The sequence below is a fragment of the Bradyrhizobium sp. U531 genome, from assembly GCF_051710265.1.
GTDB lineage: Bacteria > Pseudomonadota > Alphaproteobacteria > Rhizobiales > Xanthobacteraceae > Bradyrhizobium.
The window spans coordinates 35,605-62,028 of record NZ_JASVEN010000014.1 but is presented as its reverse complement, the minus strand read 5'-3'; the positions used below and the strand labels follow the sequence as shown (position 1 = coordinate 62,028).

Below are 26,424 nucleotides of genomic sequence, written 5' to 3'. Positions count from 1 at the left end.
CGACAGCTGCGGGGCGGAAAGGGCAGGCGTGCTGACGCGCCGCCACCCCAGTTGCGCGGGCGTAGGTTGCGTTAGCTTGTCCAGCCCGGGGTCATCTCGACGACGCGTTCCATGTCCGGCCGCTCCCGCGAGTCCTGCAGGCGTCGCCAACGGCTGGGAGGCACGCCGCTCCAGCGCTCGAATGCCCGGCAGAAATGGGCGGGGTCGTCATAGCCAAGCAGGGATGCAATTTCGCCGATCGACCGGTCAGTCCGGTACAACAGTCGCACCGCCCGGCGCTGCAGCGCGTTTCGCAGCAGGTCGCTGTAGCTGAGGCCGACGTCGCCGAGCCTGCGTTGCAGCGTTCGTCGCGCAAGCCCCGACCGGCTTCCGATGCGTGAAAGGGTCGGACGCCGATCGAGCAGCTCCAATTCGATCAGCACGGACAGACGACCCGGCAGGTCTTCCGGATCCGGCAGGTCGAAAATGCGTCCGAGCTCGCTCGCCGTCAGCCCATCGCTCGGTGCCAGATTTGGATTGACCGATGTCAACAGCCGCCGATCGAACACGATCGCGCTGGCAGCGTTGCCGACAGCCGTATCGGTCCCCATCAATTCGCCGATCGGGCTTCGCAGACGGCTCGGCAGGCCGCCGAAGATGATCCTGTCGGGCAGCCAACAGGCGCCGGAAAAATGCCGGATCACGGCAATCATGTACCAGACGGCGAGCATCTCGTTCTGCTGGCGCCCGTCGCGCGCAGGGTCTGAGAGTTCATACGACCAGTGAATTTCGCTGCCGTGGCGGCGCATGACCAGATGCGTGGCGTTCTGCAGCATGTGCGGCAGGCTCGTCGCGGCGCGGTGGATCGCCTCGAGCAGGGTCGGGGCCTGGGTCACCCATCTGCCGAAAACGCCGAGGCCCGCCATCGACGTCCGGCGACCGAGACGGGCCGCAAAGACATCGTCGTGCAATTCCCGCGACGTCACCATCAACAGCCGAAAATGATCGCGCAGCGGCACCAGCGTGTCCGGCGCTTCCAGCAAGGCGAGGGGAAGGTCGGCGCGTCGAAACACCCGTTCGATCGATCCTCCGGCAGCCAGCACGACCTCCGCGATCGGACCGAGCGTGCTCGCACGCGTGTAACCGGTCTGGTGCATCTGCCCTCCCGCGCCAAACAGACGGCCGCGTCGGCACGACATGGCAGGCTGAATTCGGCGCGAAAGCCTAGCATCCGAATCCCGATGGAATACGGCTAAACGCCCGTGTCGCTCAGGGGCAGGGAGGAACGCATGTGCTTTGCTTGTCTTGGCTTCTCGTCTCCGGCCGGGAAAATTTCCCGGCGTGATGTCATGCTGCGTGCGTCGGCGCTCGGCCTGGTGCTGCCCTTTGCCGGTCTCGCATCGCAGACCGCGCAGGCCGCAGAGCAGAGCGATTCGGCGCCCGCGGATGTGGTGAGCGGCATCAAGGACATCATTGCGAAGGCGAATTCACCGGAACTGATCGCCAGCAAGGCGTTCGAGATTAACGGCGCCGATCTGCCCTGGACAGATCTCGGTCTCGACGCGGTGCGCGGCCAGCAGGTGACGTTCCTCCTGAATGGTCGCATGTGGCTGTCGCGGGAGCACGATCTCTGGTTCGGTCCCGGCCTGATCTTCCACGCGCGCACGCGCGGGCTCCGGCCCATCTACAATCCGATGCTGGATACAGGAACCATGACGGTCGCCCACGATGGACGCATCGAGGTCGCGCGTTCGGCCGCGGAATGGGCCAATGAGGACGGCGTGCTGGGCACGCCGGAAGACATTTACAAGAAGGCCGATGTCAAGATCACCGGCATCGCCCTGCTATGGCGTGGGGATGCCAGCGTCGGGATCAAGAGTCTCCTGGCACATGGCGACGTCGGCGGTCAGCTCAAGTCCGAGCTTGCGCGTCTCGATCGCGGTGGCAAGCTGCCGGCCGGGTGGTCGAACCTGCTCGGTTTCGGGGGCGGGCAGGAAGTCTTCAGTCAGGGCGCCGATGGCGAGATCGTCTGCGACATCACGGGCCATGTCAGCATCATCGAGAGATCGCTGCCGCTTCCATTGGCCTCACGTCCGCGCCTCGCATGGCGCTGGAAAATCGATCAACTGCCGTCCGTCGTCGCCGAGGACCAGGCTGCGACCCACGACTATCTGTCGATCGGCGTGAAGTTCGAAGACGGGCGGGATCTTACCTATGTCTGGAGCGAATATTTGCCTGAAGGCAAGGTCTTCCGATGCCCGTTACCCGCCTGGAACGCGATCGAGACTCATATGATCGTCCGTTCCGGGAAGGCCGACCTCGGAACCTGGCAAGCGCAGGAACGCGACATCGCGGCAGACTACGCCGCCCATATCGGCGGTTCGGCGAAGGCCATCTCGAAGATCTGGCTGCTGGCCGTGGCGCCGTTCCAGCGCCGCCACGGTGCCTGTCGCTATGCCGACATCAAGGTCACTACCGCTGACAACGCCGTGCACAAGGTCTAGCTGGCAAGGTCGAGCAAGCCTGTGGCTCAATCTGAAGCCGGCTTGCCCTACGGCAGTCCTCGTGCCTCCAACTGGTGCACCAGCAGCAGCGTCGGTTCGGCGAGGCTGTCGCCGGAACCGTCGAGACCGAAGGCGTTCGCGATGCCGTCGCGGCTGCGAAGCAACGTGTTGCGTGGACAATGGCCGGCGCCGCAAAGCGTCTTCTTCAAGGTTTCGCCCTGCGTGACGGTGCCAGCGGAATCGTCGGCGGCCCAGGCCAGCAGGATCGGAACATCGACATTGAGGATGCCGGGGAAGACCGATCGCTTGTTGTATTGGCCGGCGTCACTGCCGAGATAGGCCTTCTCGCTGTCGCTCGCGTCCTTGCCCGCGCGGTAGATGCCAGACACCAGCACGACGGCGGCGACGTCGGCGCGGTCGGTCTGAAGCTCCGGATGCGCCAGCATGGTCGCGATATGGAAGGCGCCGGCGCCATAGCCGATCGCGACGATCTCACGGGCATCGCCGTTGAACAGGTCGATATTGCCGTGGACCCAGGACAGCGCCGCCGCCACGTCGGTCGCGCCCATCGGCCAGGTCGCGGCCGGGGCCAGGCGATAGCTGACACGCACCCCGATCATGTCGTTGCGCGCCGCAAAGCACATCGCCTGGTCCTGGATCTGGCGTGACAGCTCCGGCGCGGCGCGGTCGCCGGTGAAGGTGTCGCCGGTCACGAACAGCAGCACCGGCCGCGGCGTATCCGCCTTGGTCTCGGCGGCGGCGACGTCGAGCACGTTTGCTTCGCTCTCGCCGTAGCGCAGGCCGCGCGAGAACGTGACCCGCTCGCACAGCCGCGCGGTGCCGCCAGCGGTGGTGTCGGAATCGGTGAGGCCGACCCGGATGAGGTCGGAGGGCGGTGACAGCCGGGCCGGCACGGGACCGTGGGCGGAGGCGGCCGTCGCGGCGAGAACGAGGAGAAATGCGAGATGGTTCTTCATGTCGATGCTAGCCTTGCCCTCTCATATCGGCGCTCGCATTTGGCCTGTCTTTTCAATTCGCCTCAATAGTTGGGGCGCCGTGAGGCGATTTCGCGGCGCGGCCATTCATCGCGGCTTCAGTTCGGGCGACCACCGAACATCCATGCCCGGCCGAATCGCGTTCGCGTCTGCGCTTAACGGATTACGCAGGCAGAGCGCGAGGCGTTGGAGCGGTTGCCGGTTATCGATAGCCATCTTAGCTCCGCGTTAGAAAAGCAGCGCCCGATACCGTCAAACCCCACGGCCAGCTTAATGCGCGTGTCAGAATCCGGCCAGAGTGTCGTTGATCGGTCAAACGCCCTGATAAGGCGAGTCGGATAATAGCGTGTCGGTCGGCGGATCATCCGCCGCGGGAATACAGCATGACGAATCCCACTCAATTTCACTCGAGGCTTGGCGCGCCGGAATCGCCGAACGGGGTCTTCGAGCCACCCGCCCATCTCACGGCCGCATTATGCGCGAGCGCGCGCGACGCGCTCAATCTGGTGACCGGCCGGTTTGAACTCGCCATCCGGCACGCGCGCGTCATCGAACCGCGGATTGACGATCCAAGGATGCGTCAGCTGTTCGCCGAGCGGATCGAGCTTACCCAGCGCCTGCTGGACGTCGCCCACCTGAAAATACAGCTGCTCCGGTTCGGCTCGCCGACCGATCATGGCCAGTACCCTTCCTCGCCCGAGAGATAACGATGCGAACCAATCTGCCTGTCACGGCCACCGAATACCCGATTACGGACGAGACGCTGATCGTCTCGAAAACCGATCTCAAGGGCAAGCTGACCTACTTCAACGACCAGTTCGTCCAGGCCTCGGGATTCACCGAACAGGAACTCGCCGGACAGCCGCACAACATCGTGCGGCATCCGGACATGCCCCCCGAGGCCTTCGCCAATCTCTGGGAGACGCTGAAGAGCGGCCAGCCCTGGGCCGGTGCCGTCAAGAACCGGCGCAAGAACGGCGATTACTATTGGGTGCTCGCCAGCGCGACGCCGATCTGGGAAGGCGAGCGTGTCGTCGGCTACATGTCGATCCGCACCAAGCTGCCCCGGGACCAGCGCGAGCAAGCCGAACAGGTCTACGCGGCGATCCGCGACAAGAAGGCCGCAGCCTTCAAGATCGAAGCGGGCATGATCCGCAAGCGATCGATGTTCGACGTCCTCGCTCCTTTCACGCGGTCGTTCAGGGCGCGCCTGACCACGATGGTCGGCGTGCTGTCTGTCGCGATGCTGATCATCGGTGTCGTCGGATTGGCGGGGATGAGTGAGGTCGATCAGCGTGCCAAGTCGATCTACGAGGATCGGACGGTCCCCTTGGTCCAGCTCTTCGAGATCAACGACCGCATGAAGGACAATTCCCACATGCTGTTGCGCTCCGCCGTCGAACGCAACGGTCAGGATATCTCGAAAGTTCAGAGTTCCGTCACGGCCAACATCGAGCGGATCAACAAGCTCTGGTCGGACTACATGTCCACCTACCTGACTCCGGAGGAGAAGTCGGTCGCGGAGTCGTTCACCCCGAAGCGCGTTGCCTATGTCAACCATGGCCTCAAGCCGGCGCTGGCAATGCTGGCCAACGGAAAATACGACGAGTTGAACGTTCACATGACCGGCGGGGCAGCGGACCTGTTCCAGGCCGCGAAGGTCGACATGGATCGGCTGGTGTCAATTCAGGTCAAGGAAGCAAAGTTCGAGTACGACGCAGCCGCGGGCACGTTCTTCGTTGCGAAGGTCGCCGCGATTGCCGCGCTGTGCCTTGGCCTGCTCTTGGCAGCCGGGTTCTCCGTGGCGACTATCCGGGCCATTGTGAGACCGCTCGCTCATCTGAACGAAATCATGTCGAAGATCGCGCAAGGCGTCTTCAACAGTCGCCTCAACGTCGAACGGGACGACGAAGTCGGCGTGGCGCTGCGCAACCTTCAGGCGCTCCAGGCCAAGCTAGGCTTCGATCGGGAAGCGCAGCGGGACATGGAGACCCGGGCTGCCGCCCAGCGTCAAGCCGACATGCACCGGCTGGCGGGCGAATTCGAGGCCGCCGTAGGCAGCATCATCGATACCGTCGCCTACGCCGCGACCGAGCTCGAAGTCTCCGCGGGAACATTGACGAACAACGCTGAATCGACCCAACAGCTTTCGATTGCCGTCGCGGCGGCTTCGGAAGAGGCGTCCACCAACGTGCAATCTGTCGCATCGGCGACCGAACAGATGTCTTCTTCGGTCACCGAGATCAGCCATCGGGTGCAGGACTCCGCCAAAATGGCGGCGGAGGCGGTCCATCAGACCCAACAGACCAACGACCGTGTCAGTGAATTGTCGCGAGCCGCGGCCCGGATCGGCGACGTCGTCGAGCTGATCAACACCATCGCAGGCCAGACCAACCTGCTGGCATTGAACGCGACGATCGAGGCTGCGCGCGCCGGCGAAGCCGGCCGGGGTTTTGCCGTCGTGGCCTCCGAGGTGAAGGCCCTGGCCCAGCAGACCGCCAAGGCGACGGAAGAGATCAGCCAGCAGATCAACGGCATCCAGATGGCGACACGGGAATCCGTGACCGCGATCGGGACGATCGGGGAAACGATCGGGCGCCTGTCCGAGATATCGGCGGCGGTTGCCGCAGCCGTGGAGGAGCAGGGCGCGGCGACCCAGGAGATCTCCCGCAACGTGCAGCAGGCCGCGCACGGCACGCAGGACGTTTCGTCGAACATCATCAACGTGCAGCGCGGCGCATCGGACACGGGATCGGCCTCGTCCCAGGTGCTGTCCTCGGCGCAGTCGCTGTCGACCGAGAGCAACCGGCTCAAGACGGAAGTCGACAAGTTCCTGGCCGGCGTCCGCGCGGCCTAATTAAGAGTGGCCGCGGCGAAGATGTCGCCGCGGCTGCCGCCATCGCGGGAGTGCGGCCGAAAGCGCGAACCTCAGGCCGCCTACTTGCGTTTGGCGGCCTTCTTCGTGGTCTTCTTCACCGTCTTCTTTGCAGCCTTCTTCTTGGTGGCCTTCTGGGCGGCGAGATAGGCTTCGACCTTCTTGGAGGAATGGCCGGCCACCCCGACCACCAGCTTCAACCTTGCCGGGGTGATCTTGAACTTCTTCGACCAGTAGCGGACCTCGTAGGGCTCGCTCAGCGCGATCCGGCTCTTGTCGGCGGCGCGGTGCTTCTGGAGCTGGATATATTCCCCGACCTTCTTGGCGGAATGGCCGACCTTCTTGACGGCATATTTCAGCTTGGCCGGCGTCACCTTGAACTTCTTCGACCAGTAGGCGACTTCATATTTTTCGGTGAGCGCAATCAGCGCCCGGTCGGCTCCGCCCCGCTTTGCCTTGTTGTCGGCCATGCTTCCCTCCTGCCGTGGACGGGGGCAAGTCTAGCATGCAAGGGGATTCGGAAGGCAAGACGCGCACTACGCGCCGGTTGCGCAAAGCGGCCGTTTTGCACCGGTGAGTCAAGCCGTTGCGCCGCGCGGCCGCGCCTCGTCCGGCAAAGCGGCGTCTACTGTGCATGGGGTTGTTTTCGCACTTTTGTCCTGGGGGACCGTCACACCCGCTTCATCGTCCGGAACGTGATGGAGGAACGGCGCGCCTCGACCGGCGGGATGCTGTGCTCCCATTGCGAGCGCGCTTCGCCCTCCATCATGTAGAGTGAGCGAGGCTGTGCCTCGAGCGTGTGGCGCTGCCATGTGTCGCCGCTCCGGCGGCGGAAGCGGAATTTGCAAGCCGAGCCGAGCGACAGGCCGAGGATCTCCTGGAAGTGTGGCTTGTCGCGGTGCCAGCCGATGCCGACGCCGACGTCATATTCGGTGCAAAGCACCTGCCGGACGCTTCCCTCCCGAAGCCCCGCCCAAGCCTCGACCCGGCGTGCGATCGGCAGGAGCCAGTCCGGGATCGGGTCGGCTTCGGTCAGCCGTTGCAGCGTGTAGTCATAGCGGTAGCCGAAGGAGGCCACCCGGCGGTTGCCCTCGAACGCCCCGAACTGAAAGCGCTGCAGCGGCAATGCTGCGACGCGGCCGATCAAGGCCTTCTCGACGGCGGGATTGATAAAATTGTCCGTGTGGCGAAGGCCGGCCGGGCCTGCATCCGGCTCGGCAAACAAGCCAAGCTGCATCATTCCTCGCATTTCCGTGACGGAACCTTTTGTGGCCCCAAGCGACTTACATATGACGCGGGGAGTAACGTGCGAGGCTGTCATGGCACATAAGCATACCGCCGATCCCACGGAGATCATGCGGGCGACCGGTCACCCTGAGCTGGAATACGCCGCCGGCTGGACCATCGCAGGTCTGGTCACTATCGGCACCATCGTCGCCGCCTGGGTGTTCGCGATCTAGGCAATCGGAAACTGAAGCTCGAAGGCGGCGCCCTCGTCGGTGGGCTTCAGCCTGATCGAGCCGCCATGGCTCGCCATCACCGCGCGCGCGATCGCCAGCCCCATCCCGGTGCCGCCCTGGTCGCGGCGGGTGGTGAAGAACGCATCGAAAATCCTGTCGCGGTTAGGCGCCGAGATCGGCTCGCCGTCATTGCTCACCGTCAGACGCAGCGTCGTGCGTTCGAAGGCCGCCTCCAGCCTGATTGACCTCGCCTTGTGCCGTACCGCGTTGTCGGCGAGATGCGACAGCACGATCAGGGCCTTTTCGCCGGACATGCCGATGGGGCGGTCGAGGCTGCCGCTGGCGGAGATGTCGCTTGCCGGAAACCTGCTCCTGAGGTCGGCGATCACGGGCGCGAGTTCCGTGCGCTCGTTCTGCGGCAGGCTTTCGGCGCGAGCCAGCTCGCGCAGCCGCTGCGCCATCGCCTCCAGCCGCTTTGTGTCGGAGAGGATGTTTGCAATGAATGTCTTCTGCTCGGCCGGCGTCAGGCCCTCGGCCTTGCCCTGATAGGAATCCTGCAGCAGCTCGGCAGCGCCCTTGATCGACGTCAGCGGCGATTTCAGTTCGTGGGTCAGGTGGGCCGAGAACGTCGCGATGTAGTCCGAGCGCCGCGCCAACTGCTCGGCCATGCCGAGGAAGCTGTGCGAGAGCTGGGCAAACTCGCGCGTGCCGTAGTGCCGGAGCGGCTGGAACGCCTCGCGGTCGCCGCGGCCGATCCTGGCGGCACGGTCGATCAGCTCGCGCATCGGCAGGGTGATGGTGCGCGAGAACACGAGGCCGATGGCGACGGTGCCGAGGATCACGGCGAGCCCGGCCAGCACGAACTTGGCCCGCTCCTGGTAGAGGTGGTCGAAGATGTTGCTCGGCGTCCGCGTCGTGTAGATCACCCCCGCGACGCGGTTGTTGACGATGACGGGCATGGCCGAGAACACGTGCACGCCGAGGCCGCGGCTGAAGGAATAGATCGGCGGCGGCGGCTTGTCCGGCACGCGGTTGCGCAAGGTCGCGCGGTATTGCCCGTGCAGCGCGTCCGCGACCTCCTCGATATGGGCGAGCGATTGCCCGACCTCCTGCCGACCGGCGATGACGACGCCCTGCGGGTCGAGGATGCGAAAGCCCGCCAGCGTCACCTTCTGGGTCTCGCGGATGATCGGCGTCAGCCTTGCGCCGATCTCGACATAGGCTGCCTGCGGCGGCTGGGGCGCGGCTTGCGCATCGGGCCGCCGCCGCAACAGATCGTTGGCGGTGAGATCGAGGGCGGGGCGGATCGGCGTGACCTGGTCGCCGGGATCGGGCAGCACGTTCGGCGGCACCTCGGCCCCGAGCGTCAGCCCGCTGTCGAGCCGCGCCGAGACCTCCTGTGCATAGATCGTTGCCAGCACGCGGCTCTGCGCGATCAACTCGGCCTGGGTCTGGCGGATCAGCTGGTTGTCGTAGAGACGGAAGAAGAACAGGCCGACCAGTGGCAGCACGGCGACGGTCGCCAGCACCGTGAAGATCACCAGCCCTAGCGACGGCCGCCATTTGTCGGGTGCGGCGCTCATGCCTCTTTCTCGCAGCGGCCGAGCTTGAAGCCGACGCCGTGGATGGTCTCGATGACGTTCTCGCAATTCTGTGCCGCGAGCTTGGCGCGGATGTTGCGGATGTGGCTGTCGATGGTGCGGTCGGAGACCTGGATGTTGAGCTGATAGGCGGCCCGCATCAGCTGCTCGCGGTTGAACACCGAGGTCGGCCGGGTCAGGAACGCGCGCAGGATGCCGAACTCGATCGCGGTGAGCTTCAGCGGCGTGCCGGCGAAAGTCGCGACATGCTGCTCGGGGTCGATCAGCAGGCCGCCCTGGGCAAGCGCGGCGGGACCGGCCTTGATCTCGCCATTGCGCGGGCTGAGCCGGCGCAGGATGACGTTGACCCGCGCCACCAGCTCGCGCGGGCTGAACGGCTTGGTCACATAGTCGTCGCCGCCGATTTCGAGGCCGAGGATGCGGTCGATCTCCTCGTCGCGCGCCGACAGGAACAGGATTGGCACGTCGGAGACCTTGCGGACCTCGCGACAGACGTCGAGGCCGTCGAACTCGGGCATGCCGATGTCGAGCACGATCAGGTCGGGCTTGTCGGCGGCAATGCGGAGAAGCGCCTCCTTGCCGTCGCGCGCCTCGATCACGTCCATGCCGGCCTTCTTCAAGGCGACGCGGATGACCTCGCGGATGTGGCCCTCGTCGTCGACGATGAGAATGCGATGCGCCAAGCTTGTCTCCGCTTACCCTGCCGGCTGGCTGACTGACTGATTCCTTGCCTGCGCGTCCAGCCGGCGCTGCAGCCGCCAGCTCCGGAAGCCCCAGCTCCGCCAGGCCAGGTCCTGGCGCTGCTGTTCTACAAGGCGGTCGCGGCGCGACACAAGGCAGTAGCTGCGCGCCGAAAGATCGCTCTCCCTGGACTTGGCCAGGAGTTCGATGGCCTTGTCGATCGCGGGCAGAGCCTGCGGCCCGAGCGAGACGAGATAATTGGTGTCGAGCTGCACGCCTTGGCCCGAAGCTTCCTTGCTGTGAGCCACGTTGTAGTCGGCAATGAAGGCGTCGAAGTTCACCAGCGAGCAGGCGTAGAGTACGATCGCAAGCGCGATCAGATTGGCGCCCACGAGCCATTGGTTGGACCGGCTGAGAGCGATACGGGTGACGATCAGGATCAATCCGAGCGCCACCAGGCCCATCCAGATGAAGGCGGCGATCCGCCAGTACGTCAGCATGTAGATATCGACATAGAGATCGAGGCGCAGGATGGAGGAGGCGACGAGCAGCACGTTCTGCCCGACCCAGAGATAGACCAGCGGCCTTATCACCTTCGACTTCTCGGCCGGCCCGCCCGGTCGCATCGCAACGAGCACGAACGCCGCGGCGAGCAGGGCTGTCACGATCAGCGGATAGGCCCCGCGATGCGCGTAGCCCGCATAGGTCAGATTATCCGGCAGCGCCACGTGGCCCCAGAGATAGATGCCGTCGAGAACGGACTGCGCCGCGAACAGCAGGTTGAACAGGATCAGCGAGCGCAGGATGGTGGAGGGTCCAAGAAACTCCACCGAGACCAGCGGTGGCAGCGGCGGCGGGAGGGGGCCGTCCGCGACGGCGGTGGTGACGATCGTCTTGCGCCGCCAGCGCACATGGATGAACGGCCAGACCAGCGCCAGCATGAAGGCCCAGAACAGCACGCGCGGGACGCTGACATATTGCAGGATGAGCTTCGGATTGAGCAGCGAGATCCACTGCTCGATCACCGGATTGGCCGCGGCGAAGAGCGCGACGAAGACGGTGCTGAGCGCCGCTGGCAGCAGCCAGCGCGCGATGCCGCGGGTCAGCGCCGAGGCGTTAAAGGCCTGGGGCGCGTCGAGGAAGAACCTGAAGGGCCCGAGCAGGACGAAGTTGCGCAGCGCCCGCCCGCGGTCGGCAAGCCCGGTCGCTTCTGCATTGGTCACGAGCAGTAGCGCAATCGCCAGCGACGCAACGAGGATCAGGAGCGACAGCGTGTTGAGCTCCTCGGTGGCCGGCACCAGGCCTGCAGCGAGAACGGCAGGTCCAATCATGGCGCGGCGCAAGTCGATGGCCGCGCGATTGAAGAGCGCCGACACGGCGGCAAGCGCGATCGCAAAGAGCGTCAGCGACAGCCCGATCCGCTGCCCGTAGAACAGCCAGTCGGCGAGTGCGGCCAGCACCAGCGCGAGGCCGACCTTGGCCGGGATCGAGGAATGACCGATCGGCTTGATCTCCTCTGCGATCGTCGAAGCCAGGCTTGTCATGTCGGTAAGACCTTTCGTGATGGTTGGCATCACGAAGTCTGAACGCCGCTTGTGCAGAAGGCGGGACCATCGTCTGCACGGTTTCAGGAGTCTTTTGCAGATTTCGTGCAGGTGCGCATTTGCCTCTCGCGGAGCGCAAATCGCTTTGATAGGTGCGAAGCATTCGTCCCTCATCGCATGTGGCACATCGTGCAATTCCTCCGTCGCACCGGTCTCATCCTGCTCTGGCTTGCCGCGCCGTTTGCCGCGTTCGCGGCCGCAAACAAGAACGATCCCTATCTGCTCGTGCTGCGCGGCGCCGGAAACATCGCGCTTGTCGTCGCAAGCCTTCTGATCGTCGCCGCGCTGTTGCGCAAAGGGCGTTGGCCCACCATCGCCGGCAAGATGCTCGTCGTGCTCTGGTGCCTGCCGCCGCTCCTGATGTCGGCCGCGCATCTCAAGTTCGAGCTCCGCAAGCACGAGGTTCTGGCCTCCGGTGCCGCCGAGGCGCGCCAGCTCGGGCCTCACTTCATGGTCGGTTATTCCTCCTTTCCCGAGGTGGCGCGCCTTGCCGGGCAGGGCTTGATCGGCGGCGTCTACATCACCCGGCACAACATCCGCGGTCGGAGCGTCGAGGCGCTGCGGACCGAGATCGCTGCGCTCCAGGATGTCAGGCGCGCCGCCGCCCTGCCGCCGCTGGTCGTCGCGGCCGATCAGGAGGGCGGCATCGTTGGGCATCTCGCGCCGCCGCTGACGAAAGTGCCCGCGCTGGCGACGCTGGCGGGGCTCGCTCCCGACGATCAGCAGGCCAGGGCGGAAGAATTCGGCCGCATCCACGGCCGCGAGCTTGCCGGGCTCGGCGTCAATCTCAATCTCGCCCCGGTGCTCGACCTCAAGCCACCACAGCGGCGCAACCGGCTCGACTTCCACACGTTGATCGGCCGGCGCGCGATCGCGACCGATCCTGTCGTCGTCTCGACGATCGCGAGCGCCTATGTCCGGGGGCTGGAAGAGTCCGGCGTCGGCGCCACGCTCAAGCATTTTCCTGGCATCGGCCGCGTGCGCACCGACACGCATCATTTCAGCGCCAATCTCGACACGCCGGTTGGGGAGCTGGAAGCGACCGATTGGCTCCCGTTCCGCGAGGTGCTGTCGCATTCGCGCAGCGCGCTGATGGTGGGCCATGTCACCCTCACCGCCGTTGACCCCGATCGCGCCGCCTCCCATTCGAAGCGCGTCGTCGACGGCATCATCCGCGATAAATGGGGTTACCAGGGTACGGTGATGACCGACGACCTCGTGATGGGCGCGATCTACCAGAACGACGTTTGCAAGGCCGTGGTCGAGGCGATCAATGCCGGCGTCGACATGCTGCTGGTCGCCTATGACGGCGCGCAGTTCTACCGCGTCTTTGCATGCGCGCTGGACGGATCGCGGCAGGGCAAGCTCGACGCGGCGATGTTGCATGCGAGCGCGGCACGGCTGGAACGTGGTTTTCCGACCGAGCAGGCGCGAGCCGCCTCGGGCCCGATCCAGCTCGTCGAAACTAGCCCTTCGCGAATTGGCGGTAGTCCGGCTCGCGGTGAAACCAGAACTCGTAGCCGGTGATGGCATTCTGCATCGCGACGTCGTGGATCGGCTGGTTGAGCGGAATGACGGGGACGTCGCGCATGCAGAGCGCGATGAAGTCCTTCACGCTCCGGTCGTACTCCGCGCTATCGGCGGTGAACCGCGCCTTGTCGATCAGCGCGTCCATCTCCTTGTTCTGGTAGGACGAGATGTTGAAGATCGAGTTGTTGCCGTGGAAATTCCAGTAGAAGTAATATTCGGGATAATCCAGCCAGCCAGAGAAGCGGTTGAGCGCGAGCGGCAGCTCCTTCTTGTTCAGCGTCGTGCGCCAGTTCGCGCCGGGGATCTTCCCGATGGCCGCCCTGATGCCGATCTTGGCGAGGCTCTCCTGGATCAGGATCGCCGTCGGCTCGCCGACGGTCGCGGTGCCGGTGTCGAGCGATAAGCTCGTCTCCAGGCCCTGCTCGAAGCCGGCTTCCTTCATCAGCGCCTTGGCCTTGTCGAGGTCGGTGACATAGGGAAACGGTTGCGGCCAGGCCGGCTTTGAGACCTCCGCCGCCCCGCCGTACATTGGAACGGCGCGGCCGAAGAACGCGCTGCTCTGGATCTGCTCGTAGGGCATGGCCCAGGCAATGGCCTGGCGCAGTTTGGCATTGTCGAACGGCGGCTTCGCCGTGTTGAGCGCGACATACCAGAGCGCGTTCGGGATCGGCACGCCCGAGACCTTGACCTTGCCCTCCCTGATGATCTGCTCGAAATCGCGCGGCGCAAAGCCGCTGGAAATGTCCGCATCGCCCCGCTCCAGCATGGCGCGGCGCGTGCCGGCGGAGGGAACGTCGCGCGCGATCACGCGCTTGACCTTCGGCAACGGGCCGCTCTTCCAGTCGTCAAACCGCGTCAGCACGGTCTCGCTGCCCGGTTTCCAGCTCTCGATCTTGTAGGCGCCGCCGCCGGCCTCGTTGGTCCTCAGCCACGCTAGCGCCCAGGGGTCTTCAGCGGTCGCGTTCTTCTTTGCCAGTTGCGAGTTGATGATGAAGGGAACGACGACCGCGACGTTGAACAGCAGCATCTTGTCCTTGCGGACATAGTCGATGCGGAAGGTGTGGTCGTCGACCACGACGAACTGCTCGGGCTTCTCCAGCGATCCCGCCGACATCTGGAAGGTCGGAAAGCCGCCGACCTTCACGGCGCGGTCGAACGACCATTTGACGTCCCTGGCGGTCACAGTCGTGCCGTCGTGGAATTTGGCGTCCTTGCGCAGCTTGAAGGTGCAGGACATGCCGTCGGCGGCGATCTCCCAGCTCTCGGCGAGTTCGGGTGCGAGCTTTTCGCGGTCATATGAGAGCGTCCCGTCGGGCAGCGTCTTCGAGGCGTAGCTCAGCAGGCGATCGTAGCAATTCCAGGACAGGCCGTTCACGGTCTGGTTGGACCCGACGCCCTGCATGTCCAGAGAGTTCGGCCCGAGCTCCTGCACCACCAGCAATGTCTCGGCGCGCCCCTGCGCCTTGGCGATGGGGGATGCAATGGTCGCCATTGCCGTGGCGCCCAGGCCGCCGAGCACGACGTGACGGCGGCTGACATGGAGGGGGAAATCGCTCATCGCTGCCTCTGTGAGAGAGTTGTCTCGGGATCGAGAGGCAAGGCATGTGCCACCAGAGCGCTCCGGGGCGTCGTAAATGGCTCTGCGCCTATTTCAACTCCTCCGCCAGGAAGTCGACCAGCGCCCGTATCTTGGTCGAGGGGCGCGGACCGCCTGGGAAGACGACGTGCACGGCGAGGGGCGAGGCCCTGTAGCCTTTCAACAGCGGGACCAGCGCGCCCGAGCTGATTTCGGGGGCGGCCATTACGGATGTTGCCATCGAGATGCCGAGGCCTGCCAGCGCGCAGGCGAACACGCCCGGACCCGAATCGGTATGGATGCGCCCGCGCACGTCGACCGAGGTTTCGGCGCCGTTGCGCGTGAACACCCAGCTCGCCCGGCCGGAATGACCGGGTCCGAAGATGCAGTCGTGTGAAGCGAGGTCGGCCGGCGTTTTCGGCGTGCCGCGCGCGGCAAGATAGGACGGAGACGCCACCAGGAGGCGCTGCAGCGTTTCGAGCTTGCGGGCGCCGAACGCGGAATCGTCGAGTTCGCCGAGGCGGATGGCGAGATCGGCGCCTTCGGCAACGAGATTCTGCCGTTCGTCGACCACCGACAGCTCGACGTGCAGCAATGGATGCAGCGCCAGGAATTTTCGCAGACGCGGGATGATTTGACGCATGCCGTACATGATGGGCATTGCGATGCGGATGGTTCCGCGCAGCGAGTCGATACCGCGCGCGGCATCTTCCGCGTCCTCGATGTCGGCGAGGACCTCGCGTGCGCGCGCGAGGAAGAGCGCCCCGGCGTCGGTCACGGCGATGCGGCGCGTGGTCCGCAGCAGCAGCTTGACGTCGAGACGGGCCTCCAGCTCGCCGATGATGCGGGACACTGAGGGCTGGGACAGGCCGAGTTCTCGGGCAGCCCTGGAAAAGCTGCCGCATTCGGCGGCCCGGATGAACACCGCCATTTCCTGAAGCCGGTCACTCATTTGTATTCCAAATAAATCTTCTCCGTCCGAGCGGTATACCCCTGCGCTTCCGAATGATCCAGATAGGCCGGGCCAACAGCAATCGATGGGAGTTTCGCCATGGCCCTGCAAGACAAGCTCGATGCCTTCAAAGCCGATTTCGAAGGCGGCCGCCTGCCGCTCAAGCCCAGCCGGGAGGTGCTCGACATCATGCACCGCGCCACCGCCGAATTGATCGCGACCGGTCAGGCGCAGCGCGCGAAAAAGGCCGGTGATGCCGCGCCGGATTTCACCCTGAAAGATCCTGATGGCAAGCAGGTCGCCTTGCGTGAGCTGCTCGCCAAGGGACCGCTGGTCGTGTCGTTCTATCGCGGCGCCTGGTGCCCCTACTGCAATCTCGAGCTCCAGGCGCTTCAGGAAGCGTTGCCCGAGTTCGTCGCCCGCGGCGCCAGCCTCGTTGCGATCTCGCCGCAGACTGCGCCGAACAGCCGGAAATCGGAGCGTGACAACAAGCTGTCGTTCCCGATCCTGAGCGACGTCAGGAGCGCGGTCGCCGAAGCCTTCGGCATCCGCTTCGCGCTGCCGAACGAGCTCGTCGCGCTCTACAAATCGTTCAAGAACGATCTGCCTGTTTTCAACGACGATCCGGCCTGGGTGCTGCCGATGCCGGCGCGTTACGTCATCGGTCGCGACGGAATCATCGCCTATGCGGAGGTGAATCCCGACTACACGCGCCGTCCTGATCCGTCGGAACTGCTGCCGGTGCTGGATCGCCTGCGCGCCGGCAAGGCGGCTTGAAGCCAACGGCGTGACCGCTCCGCGCGCCGATACGCGCGGGGCGGCCAGCTCCTTGCAATGCTATCCCTGGCGCGCGGCCAATCCGTCGATCATCGCGCGCACCAGGTCCGCGATCTCCTTGCGCAGCGCCGGTAGCGGCACGGCAACCAGCTTCTGCTCCAGCCCCAGCGCCACCATGCCATGCACCGCCGAGAACAGGCTGCGCGCGGTGATGCCGAGTTCCTCCGCACTTCGTCTTGGAAGCAGCTTGGCCAGCGGCCTGTGGATGTGGCGGAACAACTGCATCTGATCCGCGGCGGACCAGTCGGGCAGGGCCTTGTCGGCCGCCATGCGGTGCTCGAACAGCGCGCGCCAGAGCTGAAGATTTTCGGCGGCGAAATCGCAATAGGCGATGGCGATGCGGACCAGCGTCTCCTGCGGGGAGGGCCCGCCGGCGCGTTCGGCGGTGCTGAGCGCCGTGTCGAGCCGAAGCAGTGTGCGCGAGCCCACGCGCAGGATCAGCTCGTCCATATCCTCCACGAGATTATAGACCGCGCCATTGGCGCAGCCGATCTCGCGGGCGAGATCGCGGGTCTTCAGCCCTGACAAGCCGCGCTCGGCGATCATCCGCTCTGCTGCAAGGATCAAGTCTGAGCGAAGTTTCTCTCGACGTTCCAGTGCCTTAGACATCGAGAGCTATTTTTCTTGAGCGACGCTCAAATTTATCTTGAACAATGTTCATGGCTGATGCTACAAAGTCTCTGTGAGCAACGCTCATAACAGGGAGCTGCAGATGTTCAAGACCGTCGTGACACTTTTCCGGGGCAGCGTGGCCGCCGCCGGTGAGGAGCTGGAGGACCGCACGGCCCTCCTCATCCTCGACCAGCAGATGCGCGATGCGGCCGCTGCCGTCGAGCGCAGCAAACGAACGCTGGCGCTGGCGATCGCGCAGGACCAGCAGGAGGGCCGCAAGCTCGAAGCCACCGTTGCCCGCATCGCCGATCTCGAAGCCCGCGCGGTTGCGGCGCTTGATGGCGGCCGTGAGGATCTCGCCAAGGAGGCCGCCGAAGCCATCGCGGGCCTTGAGGCCGATCGCGATGCCGCGATGACGGCCCGCACCTTGTTCGCAACCGAGATCATCAGGCTGAAGCGGCACGTGGCGAGTGCCCAGGCCCGCATCAACGAACTCGATCGTGGTCGCCGTCTGGCCCGCGCTTCTGAAGCGGTGCGCTCGCTCCGTCGCAGCGGCATCGAGGCCGCACGTCCTTACGAAACCACCCTGCCGGAGGCGGAGAGCACGCTGAGGCGCCTGCGCGACCGGCAGCTGGAAGCCCAGGCGGCCGACGATGCGCTGGTCGAGCTCGATGTGGCCACCGGCCCCATCGCCACCGCCGAGAAGCTGGCCGAGCAGGGCTTTGGCCCGCGGCTGAAGACGACCGCAGACGACGTGCTCGCGCGGCTGAAGTCAAAGCGCGCGTCCACGACCTGATCCTAAGCCCCATCATCATTCGAACCACAGGAGACCATCATGAACCAGAACGGCCAGCCCCACAGCAGCGCCTGGGTGACCTTCACTTACACGTCCTTCGCAGCTTCCGCCTTCCTCCTTGCCATCGGCATCTTCTTCCTGCCGATCGACTTCTGGATGAAGGGCTATCTCACCATGGGTATCGTCATGCTGGTCCAGACCTGCATCACCCTGACCAAGACCGTGCGCGACAATCACGAGAGCAGCCGGCTGGTCAATCGCATCGAGGACGCCAAGGCCGAGCGGTTGCTGATGGAGGTGTCCAAGGCTGCATAGGAAAGGCTGCATAGGAAAGGCCGCATGAAAAAAGCGCCGGATCCGGACCACGAGCAAGAGAGCCGCGGGAACGCTCCGCGGCTCTCGCGTCCGCGAACGGTGGAATGACGCCTTGATCGGCTGCAACGATCAGCATGGCGCATTGTGCTTCGACCCCAGGTGCGATATGGCTCTCGCGCTTTTCAGAGGCGGAGACGAGCTTTGTCGAAACAATCGCTGCGTGAAGAGGCCGAGCGCCTGATCCGCGAATCGATGGAAAAGAAGACCATCGTCGTGAAGCAGGGTGCGACCCGCATCGAAGCCGTCTGCGGCAAGTGCGGCGCTCCGAACCGGGTGCAGGCGGAAAAAGGCCAGAGCCGGGTCAAGTTCGCCTGCAAGAATTGCGGCCACCAGCAGGAGACGCTGTAGGTTTCTCACCCTCTCCCCTTGTGGGAGAGGGTGGCTTCGCGAGAGCGAAGCCGGGTGAGGGGTTCTCTCCTCACGGACAATTGCGCGAGTTGAGAGAACCCCTCATCCGGCGCTGCGCGCCACCTTCTCCCACAAGGGGAGAAGGAAGAAAGCGCTACTTCCCCTCCACGAACCTCTTGAACGCGTCTGCATGGTCCGGGTGCCAGCGCGACAGCGGCGGGCGGTTCTCGACGATGTCGCCGGCGGCCCACAGCATGCGCTTCTCGTCGAGGGCGCGCGGCACGTCGTTGTCCGGACACAGGATGTAGAAGTCGCCGGCCTCCAGCCGCGCTAGCATGAAGTCCACCGTTTGCTCCGGCGTCCAGGCGCCGGCCGGTTTCTCGGTGCGCCCCTTTGCGGTGAGGCCGGTAAAGACGAAGCCGGGGATCAGCAGGTGCGCCGTGATGCGACAATCCCTCGTGTTGCGCAGCTCATGCTGGAGCGCCTCGGTGAAGGCCTTCACGCCGGCCTTGGAGACATTGTAGGCCGGGTCGCCCGGCGGCGTGGTGATGCCCTGCTTGGAGCCGGTGTTGATGATGAGGCCGGGCCTGCCGCGCGCGATCATGCTGGGTGCAAAGATCCGCGAGCCGTTGATGATGCCCCACATGTTGACGCCGATGATGCGTTGCCAATGATCGGGCTCGCCGAACAGCGTGCTGCCCGGCTGAATGCCGGCATTGTTCATCAGGATGTCGGTGCCGCCGAACCGCTCGCGCACGGCACGCTCCAGTTCCGTCACGCTCTCGACCTTGCTGACATCGACGGCCAGGGCCATCACGTTTGCGGCAGACGTGACGGATGACAGTTCTGTTGCGGCCACGGCAAGGCGAGCCTGATCCACGTCGGCGATGCACACCTTCAAGCCGGCGCGCGCGAAGGCCGCGGCGGCCGCCAGTCCAATGCCGGACGCACCGCCGGTGATCACGGCAACATTGTCTTTGATGACAGCGGAATGTGGCATGGCAAGGTCTCCGGCGAGGGCGCAGTCGAGCTATAATGGCATGCGCGCGACCCTGCACAAGTCGGCATGGGAGGTCTTCGTTCCACGCCGCCTTTACGCCCCTCAGGCAGCGCTGTATTCTCCGCGACCTAACGATCCCGCCCAGATCGAACCAAACAATCATTTGACAGGGAGTGCAGCCATGGCTGTGTCGCAGGCTATTCCGATCACGCGCCATCCGTTCGCCAACGGGTCCTACAAGCAGATGCTGATCGACGGGAAGTGGGTCGATGCTGCTTCCGGCAAGCGCTTCGAGACTCACAATCCTGCCACCGGCGAATTGCTCGCCACCGTCGCCGAGGGCGACAAGGAAGACATCGATCGTGCGGTGGCTGCCGCCCGCCGCGCCTTCGAAGGACCCTGGAGCAAGGTCAAGCCCTTCGAGCGGCAGAACCTGCTTCTGAAGCTCGCCGACCTCGTCGAGAAGAATTTCGACGAATTGTCGCAGCTCGATACGATGGACATGGGTGCGCCGCTCAGCCGCACCCGCGCCTATCGCCTGCGCGCGGTCGGCATGCTGCGCTATTATGCCGGCCAGACCACCGCGATCCACGGCGAGACCATCGAGAACTCGCTGCCCGGCGAGATCTTCTCCTACACGCTGAAGGAGCCGATCGGCGTCGTCGGCGCCATCATTCCCTGGAACGGCCCGCTCACCGCGACGATCTGGAAGATCGGTCCCGCGATCGCGACCGGCTGCACCGTGGTGCTCAAGCCCGCCGAAGAGGCGCCGCTGACCTCGCTGCGCATCGCCGAGCTTGCGATGGAAGCCGGCATTCCGCCCGGCGTCATCAACGTGGTGCCCGGTTTTGGCGAGACCGCAGGCGCGGCGCTGGCCTCGCATCACGACGTCGACAAGGTCGCCTTCACCGGCTCGCATGTGACGGGGCAGTCGATCATCCGCGCTTCGGCCGGCAACCTCAAGCGCGTCTCGCTCGAGCTCGGCGGCAAGTCGCCGGACATCGTGTTCGCGGATGCCGATCTCGATGCCGCCGTGCCCGGTGCGGCGATGGCGGTGTTCGCCAATTCGGGGCAGATCTGCAGCGCCGGCACGCGCCTGTTCGTCGAGCAGGCGATCTACGAAGAGTTCGTCGGCCGTGTCGCCGAGTTCGGCAAGAAGCTGCAGGTCGGCAACGGCCTCGATCCCAACGTGCAGATCGGTCCGCTGGTGTCCGAGGAGCAGCTCAAGCGCGTCACCGGCTATCTCGACATCGGCCAGAAGGAAGGCGCCAAGGCACTCGCCGGCGGTGGTCGGGTCACCGAAGGCGCGCTGTCGAAGGGGTTCTTCGTCTCGCCGACGGTGTTCGCCGGCGTCCAGGACAACATGCGCATCGCGCAGGAGGAGATTTTCGGCCCCGTCATCTCCGCGATCGCGTTCAAGGACATGGACGAGCTGGTCAAGCGCGCCAACAACACCACCTTCGGCCTCGGTTCGGGTCTGTGGACGCGCGACGTTAGCAAGGCCCATGCGGTCGCAAAGTCGCTGCGCGCCGGTTCGGTGTGGGTGAACTGCTATCAGGCGATGGACCCGGCCGTGCCCTTCGGCGGTTACAAGATGAGCGGCTACGGCCGCGAGTCGGGCAAGCAGCACGTCGAGGAATATCTCAACGTGAAGGCCGTCTGGATCAAGACGGCCTGACACGCCATCGCGTCCGGACTTCAGCGACCCGTTTGCTTGCGACGACGAGAGGTTGCTTGCGACGACCAGAAGTTGTTGCCCGGACGCTACAAGCGATTTCGAAACGGCTGTCGTCCGCGATCTCGCGAGAATTGTTATCCCATTTCGAACGTTGGCCGGTTAGTGCTGGTCAACGTCATGGCTCGGGTTGGGATATCAAGAATGCTCCGTTTCGCTTCGATCATGCTCGTGGCTTTCGGCGTCGCCGCGGCGCAGCCCGCGTTCGCGGCCGATATGGCCGCACGCGCGCCGCTCTACAAGGCGCCGCAATTGCCGGTCGCCTACAACTGGTCGGGCTTCTACGCCGGCGTGAATGTCGGGTATGGCTGGAGCGATGATGCGATCAAGCTCGCACCGCATGATCCGGTTTTCACCGCGGGCGTGCTCGACATAGCCCTCGCCGGCGGCCTTCTCCCGCCGTCCCTGGCGACGAACCCGCGTGGTGTGCTCGGCGGCGTGCAGGCCGGCTACAATGTGCAGACAGGCTCCCTGGTGTGGGGCGTCGAAGCCGACATCGCGGCGGCCGGCATCAAGGGCAGCACGACGGTCTCCCGCACCCTGCCGGTTTTCCCGGATATCATGACGAGGCAAGAGCAGAAGGTCGACTGGTTGGGGACGGTGCGGGGCCGGATCGGTGCCACCGTTACACCCGACTTGATGCTCTATGCGACCGGCGGTCTTGCCTATGGACACGTCAAGGCGTCGACCTCGATCACGGATCCCACGCTTGCGCCCGGCACGCCCTGCCTCAACATCATCTGTAGCGCGGGGACGTCGGAAAGCTGGCGCGTGGGCTGGGCCGTCGGCGGTGGCGGCGAGTACCGCTTTGCGTCGAACTGGAGCGTCAAGCTCGAATATCTCTACTATGATCTCGGCAGCGAGAAATACACCATCTTCAATCCGCTGTTCCCGTTCACTCCGGGCCCGGCGCGCGGCCTCGACGCAAGCGCGGATTTCACCGGCCACATCGCGCGGGTCGGCCTGAACTACAAGTTCGGCTCGGGTCCGGTCGTGGCGAAATACTGATCCCGACGTTCTGGGTGGACAGCAAGCCCCGGGCACGGCCCGGGGCTTTTTGCTTCTGGCGCGTCTTTCGGCTGACCTGCCATCCACCCAAGCGGCTTCCGGGCCGCTACGCTTTCTCATAGGATCCCCGTCCTCTCATCGATTATCCGGGGATCCCATGAAATTCGAGGCGTTGTTCAAACCGTTGCAGGTCGGTCCGTACAAGCTCGCGCATCGCGTCGCGTTGGCGCCGCTGACGCGCATGCGCGCCGAGCGCGAGAGCTTTGCGCCGCGGCCGCTCAACGCCGAGTATTACGCTCAGCGCGCGACGAAGGGCGGTCTGCTCATCGCCGAAGCCTCACCCGTGGTCTCGCATGGCCGCGGCAATCCGGCGACGCCGGGCATCTATTCGGAAGCGCAGATCGTCGGATGGCGCAAGGTGACGGACGCCGTGCACGCCAAGGGCGGCATCATCTTCCTCCAGCTCTGGCATGTCGGCCGCGTCTCGCACTCGTCTTATCACGGCGGCCAGCTTCCGGTTTCGGCCTCGGCGATCCCCATCAGGGCCGAAGGCATGAAGGCGATGACCGCCGACGGCAAGATCGCCGATTACGAGACGCCGCGTGCGCTGGAGACCGACGAGGTCAAGGGCGTGGTCGAGGCGTTCAGGCAAGGCGCCAAGAATGCGCTCGCCGCCGGTTTTGACGGTGTCGAGATCCACGGCGCCAACGGCTATCTGCTCGAGCAATTCCTGCAGTCGCGCAGCAACCAGCGCACCGATCAATATGGCGGCTCCATCGAGAACCGCGCGCGGCTGCTGCTCGAAGTCACGCAGGCCGCGATCGACGTCTGGGGTGCGAACCGCGTCGGCGTGCGGCTCTCGCCGCATGGCATCGCCAACGATTCCGGCGAACCGGATCCGATGCCGCTCTACACCCATGTGGTGAAGGCGCTCGACAGGCTCGGCCTTGCCTATCTGCATTTCATCGAGCCGCGTTCGAGCGGCGCCGGCCGTGCCGATGTCCACTGGGAGAACGTGCCGTCGGCGATGGTGCTGTTCCGCCCGCTCTACAGCGGCGTGCTGATGACCGCCGGCGGTTTCACCGGCGAGAGCGCGAACGCGGCGATTGCCGACGGCCATGCCGACATCATCGCCTTCGGCCGCATCTTCATCTCCAACCCCGATCTGCCGCGGCGGCTCGAGCACGACTATCCGATTACGCCGTACAACCGCGCGACATTCTACGGCGGCGAGGAGAAGGGGTATACGGATTATCCGGTCTATGACGAGCTGACGCCGGCGTAGGCTCTCTCCGCGTCATTCCGGGGCGACGCAACGTGTCGAGCCCGGAATCCATCTCACGTCCTGGTATGTCGCCCAATGGATTCCGGGCTCGCGACTTCGTCGCGCCCCGGAATGACGACGGTGTATTGTCGCGCGCAATGACGACGGAGAGAGATTCATGGCCAAAGCCGCAGTTGCCGCAGGGATCGCCACTGGTCGGTGTCTCTGCGGCAAAATCACCTTCGAAATCGACGTTCCCGCCCGTTGGGCCTGGCACGATCATTCGGCGGCCAGCCGCCGCGCCCATGGCGCGGCTTACGCGACTTATGTCGGGAGCTGGAAGAAGCGCTTCCGCATCACCTCAGGCAAGACCGCGCTGACCCGTTACGAGGACAAGGCGACCAAAACTGCGCGCAGCTTCTGCTCCCATTGCGGTACGCCGATCGCCTATGAGCGCCCGCGCGGCCCGCACATGGTCAACATCCCGCGTGCCTTGTTTCGGGAGCGCACCGGCCGTCAGCCGCTTTATCACATCGCGATCGAGGAGCTGCAGGAATGGGCCTATGTCGGCGAGCCCCTGGTGCCGCTGAAGGGCTTTCCCGGCGTGGTCTGGCAGCGCTCGAAAAAGAAGAAGCGTGCGGGCGGCGAGGACCCGTTCGAATTGGGGCGTGAGGAGATGTAGCGCGCTACGCTACTCTCGTGCCCCGGACGCAGCGCAGCGCCTCTTGGCGGTGCGCTGCTGAGCCGGGGCCCATACATCAGCGAACTCGGCACGAATCTGGGTCCCGGCTCTGCGCCGCAACGTTGCACGTTGCGCCGCGTCCGGGACACGAGACCGCCGCTACGCAACGCAGCCATGACTCCGCTTCCTTGCGCGCACACCAAAACTTCGGCCATCATGTTTCCGTCCTTGCGGCAACGTCCGCTCCTTGGAGGAAACATGAAGAACAAGATCACCGGCCGCTCCGCCTTTCTCGCGCTGCTCAAGGACGAGGGCATCACGCATCTGTTCGGCAATCCCGGCACCACCGAGCTGCCGATCATGCATGCGCTGAAGGACCATCCCGACCTCACCTATGTGATGGCGATGCAAGAGAGCCTGGTGGTCGCGATCGCCGATGGCTACAGCCGCGCCTCCGGAAAACTCGTCGCCTGCAACGTCCACGTCGCGCCCGGCCTCGGCAATGCCATGGGCTCGCTCTACAACGCCCAGTTCACGGGCACGCCGATGATCCTGACCGCGGGCCAGCAGGAGCAGGGCCACGGCCTAATGGAGCCGGTGCTGTACGGCCCCCTGGTGCGGATGGCCGAGCCGCTGGTGAAATGGGCGGTCGAGGTGACGCGGCTGGAGGATCTGCCGCGTATCGTGCGCCGCGCCGCCAAGGTCGCGATGACGCCGCCCACGGGGCCGGTGTTCATCTCGCTGCCCGGCGACATCCTCAACAGCGAGGCCGGCATCGACCTCGGCCGCTCCACCCGCATCGACGCTCGCGTCAAGCCGTCGGACGAGGCGTTGAAAGCCTTTGCCGCGCGGCTGCTCAAGGCGGAGCGGCCCGTCATCGTCACCATGGACGAGGTGGTCAAGAGCGATGCGCTGAAGGAAGCCGCCGAGCTCGCCGAGCTGCTCGGCGCCGCCGCCTACCAATCCTCGACGCCGTATGGATCGCACTTCCTCTCGGAGAGCCCGAGCTTTGTCGGCACGCTCGCGCGCGTGCAGAAGGTCGCCCGCGATACGCTTGCGCCTCATGATCTGCTGATCGCGCTCGGCGGCGATCCCTTGCGCATGTCCGTCTATAGCGAGGTCGACGCGCTGCCTGACGGGCTCGGCATCGTGCAGATCGGCCTGGTCGATTGGGAGATCGCCAAGAACTACGGCGCCGAGATCGCGCTGAAGGCTGACTTGAAGGAAACGCTGCGGGCGCTGATCCCGGTGCTGAAGGAGATGGGCGGGGCCTCGCTGGCGAGCCGCGCGAAACAGCGCCTCGCTGAGCTTGCGCCGCAGAACTGGACGGCGCGGCGCGCCGCGCTGGTCGAACAGATCGGCAAGAGCGCGAGCCGCAGCCCGATCGATCCCGACTATCTGGTGTTGCAGATGGTCGAGGCGATGCCCGACCACGCCATCCTCGTCGACGAGGGCCTCACCTCCAGCCGGCAGGTCACGGCGCTGCGGCCGCATCGTGACCGCTACGGCTATCATGGCCTCGCCTCCGGCGGCATCGGCTGGGGCCTGCCGGCCTCCGTCGGCGCCAGCATCGCCAATCCGGATCGCCCTGTCGTGTGCTTCTCCGGCGACGGCAGCGCGATGTATTCGATCCAGTCCTTGTGGACCGCGGCCCATCACAAGCTGCCGCTCAACGTCGTCATCGCCAACAATGGCGGTTACCGCATCATCAAGCAGCGCCTGCTCGCCTTCCATGGCGATGACAATTACGTCGGCATGGACTTCGTCGATCCCCCCGTCGATTTCGCCGGCGTTGCGAAAGCGCTGGGATGTGAAGCGATCAGGATCAGCGACCCCCGCGAGCTGAAGGCGACGCTGGCGTCGGCGTTCAACAGGCCGGGAACGAAGCTGATCGAGGTGATGGTGGACGGGAAGGTGTAGCGGCGGATAGAGCCAATGCAGCGCTGCCGCCACGTTCTCAACTGTCATCGCCCGACTTGATCGGGCGATCCAGTATTCCAGAAGCGGATG

General features: G+C 65.0%; 25 protein-coding genes. 14 read left to right on the top strand and 11 right to left on the bottom strand.

Annotation, left to right across the window (positions count from 1 at the left end):
* Window positions 1-71 precede the first annotated feature (71 nt).
* On the bottom strand, window positions 72-1,136 hold the full coding sequence (locus tag QRQ56_RS36790; RefSeq protein WP_438746577.1) for a helix-turn-helix domain-containing protein: 1,065 nt from the start codon (window positions 1,134-1,136) through the stop codon (window positions 72-74).
* Between the two features lie 192 nt (window positions 1,137-1,328).
* Between QRQ56_RS36790 and QRQ56_RS36785 the strand changes: the two genes are divergently transcribed.
* Window positions 1,329-2,483: a DUF3047 domain-containing protein gene (locus QRQ56_RS36785; RefSeq protein WP_438746576.1), complete on the top strand. Its 1,155-nt coding sequence runs from the start codon at window positions 1,329-1,331 to the stop codon at window positions 2,481-2,483.
* Window positions 2,484-2,530: 47 nt separating this feature from the next.
* Here the strand turns inward: QRQ56_RS36785 and QRQ56_RS36780 are convergent, their stop codons facing one another.
* Window positions 2,531-3,460, bottom strand: a complete 930-nt coding sequence (locus tag QRQ56_RS36780) for an alpha/beta hydrolase (RefSeq protein ID WP_438746574.1) — start codon at window positions 3,458-3,460, stop codon at window positions 2,531-2,533.
* 401 nt (window positions 3,461-3,861) lie between these two features.
* On the opposite strand from QRQ56_RS36780, the gene QRQ56_RS36775 reads away from it, so the two are divergent.
* Entirely contained in the window at window positions 3,862-4,185 is a 324-nt protein-coding gene (locus tag QRQ56_RS36775) for a hypothetical protein (protein WP_438746572.1), read from the top strand.
* 2 nt (window positions 4,186-4,187) lie between these two features.
* The gene (locus QRQ56_RS36770) at window positions 4,188-6,335 is read left to right on the top strand and encodes a methyl-accepting chemotaxis protein (RefSeq protein ID WP_438746570.1); all 2,148 of its coding nucleotides are present in this window, start codon (window positions 4,188-4,190) and stop codon (window positions 6,333-6,335) included.
* A gap of 80 nt (window positions 6,336-6,415) precedes the next feature.
* Here QRQ56_RS36770 and QRQ56_RS36765 read toward each other — a convergent pair whose 3' ends face one another.
* Both QRQ56_RS36765 and QRQ56_RS36760 read right to left on the bottom strand, forming a co-directional pair.
* Window positions 6,416-6,823: a DUF3606 domain-containing protein gene (locus tag QRQ56_RS36765; RefSeq protein ID WP_438746568.1), complete on the bottom strand. Its 408-nt coding sequence runs from the start codon at window positions 6,821-6,823 to the stop codon at window positions 6,416-6,418.
* A gap of 200 nt (window positions 6,824-7,023) precedes the next feature.
* A complete protein-coding gene (locus QRQ56_RS36760; RefSeq protein ID WP_438746566.1) occupies window positions 7,024-7,593 on the bottom strand; it encodes an alpha-ketoglutarate-dependent dioxygenase AlkB in 570 nt (189 codons plus the stop codon).
* Window positions 7,594-7,672: 79 nt separating this feature from the next.
* Between QRQ56_RS36760 and QRQ56_RS36755 the strand changes: the two genes are divergently transcribed.
* A complete protein-coding gene (locus QRQ56_RS36755) occupies window positions 7,673-7,813 on the top strand; it encodes a hypothetical protein (protein ID WP_008133926.1) in 141 nt (46 codons plus the stop codon).
* On the opposite strand, the gene QRQ56_RS36750 is transcribed toward QRQ56_RS36755, so the two are convergent.
* From QRQ56_RS36750 to QRQ56_RS36740, 3 genes are read right to left on the bottom strand one after another with little or no spacing between them, the layout of a single operon-like run.
* Window positions 7,810-9,396, bottom strand: a complete 1,587-nt coding sequence (locus QRQ56_RS36750; protein ID WP_438746564.1) for an ATP-binding protein — start codon at window positions 9,394-9,396, stop codon at window positions 7,810-7,812. The two genes, QRQ56_RS36755 and QRQ56_RS36750, sit on opposite strands and share 4 nt — an antisense overlap.
* A complete protein-coding gene (locus QRQ56_RS36745) occupies window positions 9,393-10,097 on the bottom strand; it encodes a response regulator (protein ID WP_438746563.1) in 705 nt (234 codons plus the stop codon). Before QRQ56_RS36745 ends, QRQ56_RS36750 begins: the two co-directional genes overlap by 4 nt.
* 12 nt (window positions 10,098-10,109) lie before the next feature.
* Entirely contained in the window at window positions 10,110-11,639 is a 1,530-nt protein-coding gene (locus QRQ56_RS36740; RefSeq protein WP_438746562.1) for a DUF4153 domain-containing protein, read from the bottom strand.
* Window positions 11,640-11,828: 189 nt separating this feature from the next.
* On the opposite strand from QRQ56_RS36740, the gene QRQ56_RS36735 reads away from it, so the two are divergent.
* Complete coding sequence (locus tag QRQ56_RS36735; protein WP_438746560.1) at window positions 11,829-13,226, top strand: glycoside hydrolase family 3 N-terminal domain-containing protein; 1,398 nt, start codon at window positions 11,829-11,831, stop codon at window positions 13,224-13,226.
* On the opposite strand, the gene QRQ56_RS36730 is transcribed toward QRQ56_RS36735, so the two are convergent.
* Window positions 13,165-14,787, bottom strand: coding sequence for an ABC transporter substrate-binding protein (locus QRQ56_RS36730; protein ID WP_438746558.1), 1,623 nt, complete (start codon window positions 14,785-14,787; stop codon window positions 13,165-13,167). The two genes, QRQ56_RS36735 and QRQ56_RS36730, sit on opposite strands and share 62 nt — an antisense overlap.
* A gap of 88 nt (window positions 14,788-14,875) precedes the next feature.
* Complete coding sequence (locus QRQ56_RS36725; protein WP_438746556.1) at window positions 14,876-15,757, bottom strand: LysR family transcriptional regulator; 882 nt, start codon at window positions 15,755-15,757, stop codon at window positions 14,876-14,878.
* Window positions 15,758-15,856: 99 nt separating this feature from the next.
* On the opposite strand from QRQ56_RS36725, the gene QRQ56_RS36720 reads away from it, so the two are divergent.
* Complete coding sequence (locus QRQ56_RS36720) at window positions 15,857-16,534, top strand: peroxiredoxin-like family protein (RefSeq protein WP_438746555.1); 678 nt, start codon at window positions 15,857-15,859, stop codon at window positions 16,532-16,534.
* 60 nt (window positions 16,535-16,594) lie between these two features.
* Here QRQ56_RS36720 and QRQ56_RS36715 read toward each other — a convergent pair whose 3' ends face one another.
* Entirely contained in the window at window positions 16,595-17,203 is a 609-nt protein-coding gene (locus QRQ56_RS36715) for a TetR/AcrR family transcriptional regulator (protein ID WP_438746553.1), read from the bottom strand.
* Between the two features lie 103 nt (window positions 17,204-17,306).
* On the opposite strand from QRQ56_RS36715, the gene QRQ56_RS36710 reads away from it, so the two are divergent.
* From QRQ56_RS36710 to QRQ56_RS36700, 3 genes are all read left to right on the top strand, one after another.
* On the top strand, window positions 17,307-18,002 hold the full coding sequence (locus tag QRQ56_RS36710) for a PspA/IM30 family protein (RefSeq protein ID WP_438746552.1): 696 nt from the start codon (window positions 17,307-17,309) through the stop codon (window positions 18,000-18,002).
* Between the two features lie 39 nt (window positions 18,003-18,041).
* Window positions 18,042-18,317, top strand: coding sequence for a YiaA/YiaB family inner membrane protein (locus tag QRQ56_RS36705; protein ID WP_438746550.1), 276 nt, complete (start codon window positions 18,042-18,044; stop codon window positions 18,315-18,317).
* Between the two features lie 201 nt (window positions 18,318-18,518).
* A complete protein-coding gene (locus QRQ56_RS36700) occupies window positions 18,519-18,725 on the top strand; it encodes a hypothetical protein (RefSeq protein WP_092029370.1) in 207 nt (68 codons plus the stop codon).
* A 154-nt stretch (window positions 18,726-18,879) separates the two neighbouring features.
* Here the strand turns inward: QRQ56_RS36700 and QRQ56_RS36695 are convergent, their stop codons facing one another.
* A complete protein-coding gene (locus QRQ56_RS36695; RefSeq protein ID WP_438746548.1) occupies window positions 18,880-19,725 on the bottom strand; it encodes an SDR family NAD(P)-dependent oxidoreductase in 846 nt (281 codons plus the stop codon).
* A 181-nt stretch (window positions 19,726-19,906) separates the two neighbouring features.
* Between QRQ56_RS36695 and QRQ56_RS36690 the strand changes: the two genes are divergently transcribed.
* The 5 genes from QRQ56_RS36690 (at window position 19,907) to QRQ56_RS36670 (ending at window position 26,334) form a co-directional block, all read left to right on the top strand.
* Entirely contained in the window at window positions 19,907-21,403 is a 1,497-nt protein-coding gene (locus QRQ56_RS36690; protein ID WP_438746546.1) for an aldehyde dehydrogenase family protein, read from the top strand.
* A gap of 201 nt (window positions 21,404-21,604) precedes the next feature.
* Entirely contained in the window at window positions 21,605-22,468 is an 864-nt protein-coding gene (locus tag QRQ56_RS36685) for an outer membrane protein (protein WP_438746545.1), read from the top strand.
* 157 nt (window positions 22,469-22,625) lie between these two features.
* On the top strand, window positions 22,626-23,753 hold the full coding sequence (locus QRQ56_RS36680; protein ID WP_438746543.1) for an alkene reductase: 1,128 nt from the start codon (window positions 22,626-22,628) through the stop codon (window positions 23,751-23,753).
* Between the two features lie 157 nt (window positions 23,754-23,910).
* Window positions 23,911-24,414 (top strand): GFA family protein, encoded by a 504-nt coding sequence (locus QRQ56_RS36675; protein ID WP_438746541.1) that lies wholly within the window; start codon window positions 23,911-23,913, stop codon window positions 24,412-24,414.
* 258 nt (window positions 24,415-24,672) lie between these two features.
* Window positions 24,673-26,334 (top strand): thiamine pyrophosphate-binding protein, encoded by a 1,662-nt coding sequence (locus QRQ56_RS36670; RefSeq protein ID WP_438746539.1) that lies wholly within the window; start codon window positions 24,673-24,675, stop codon window positions 26,332-26,334.
* The last annotated feature ends 90 nt before the right edge of the window (window positions 26,335-26,424 follow it).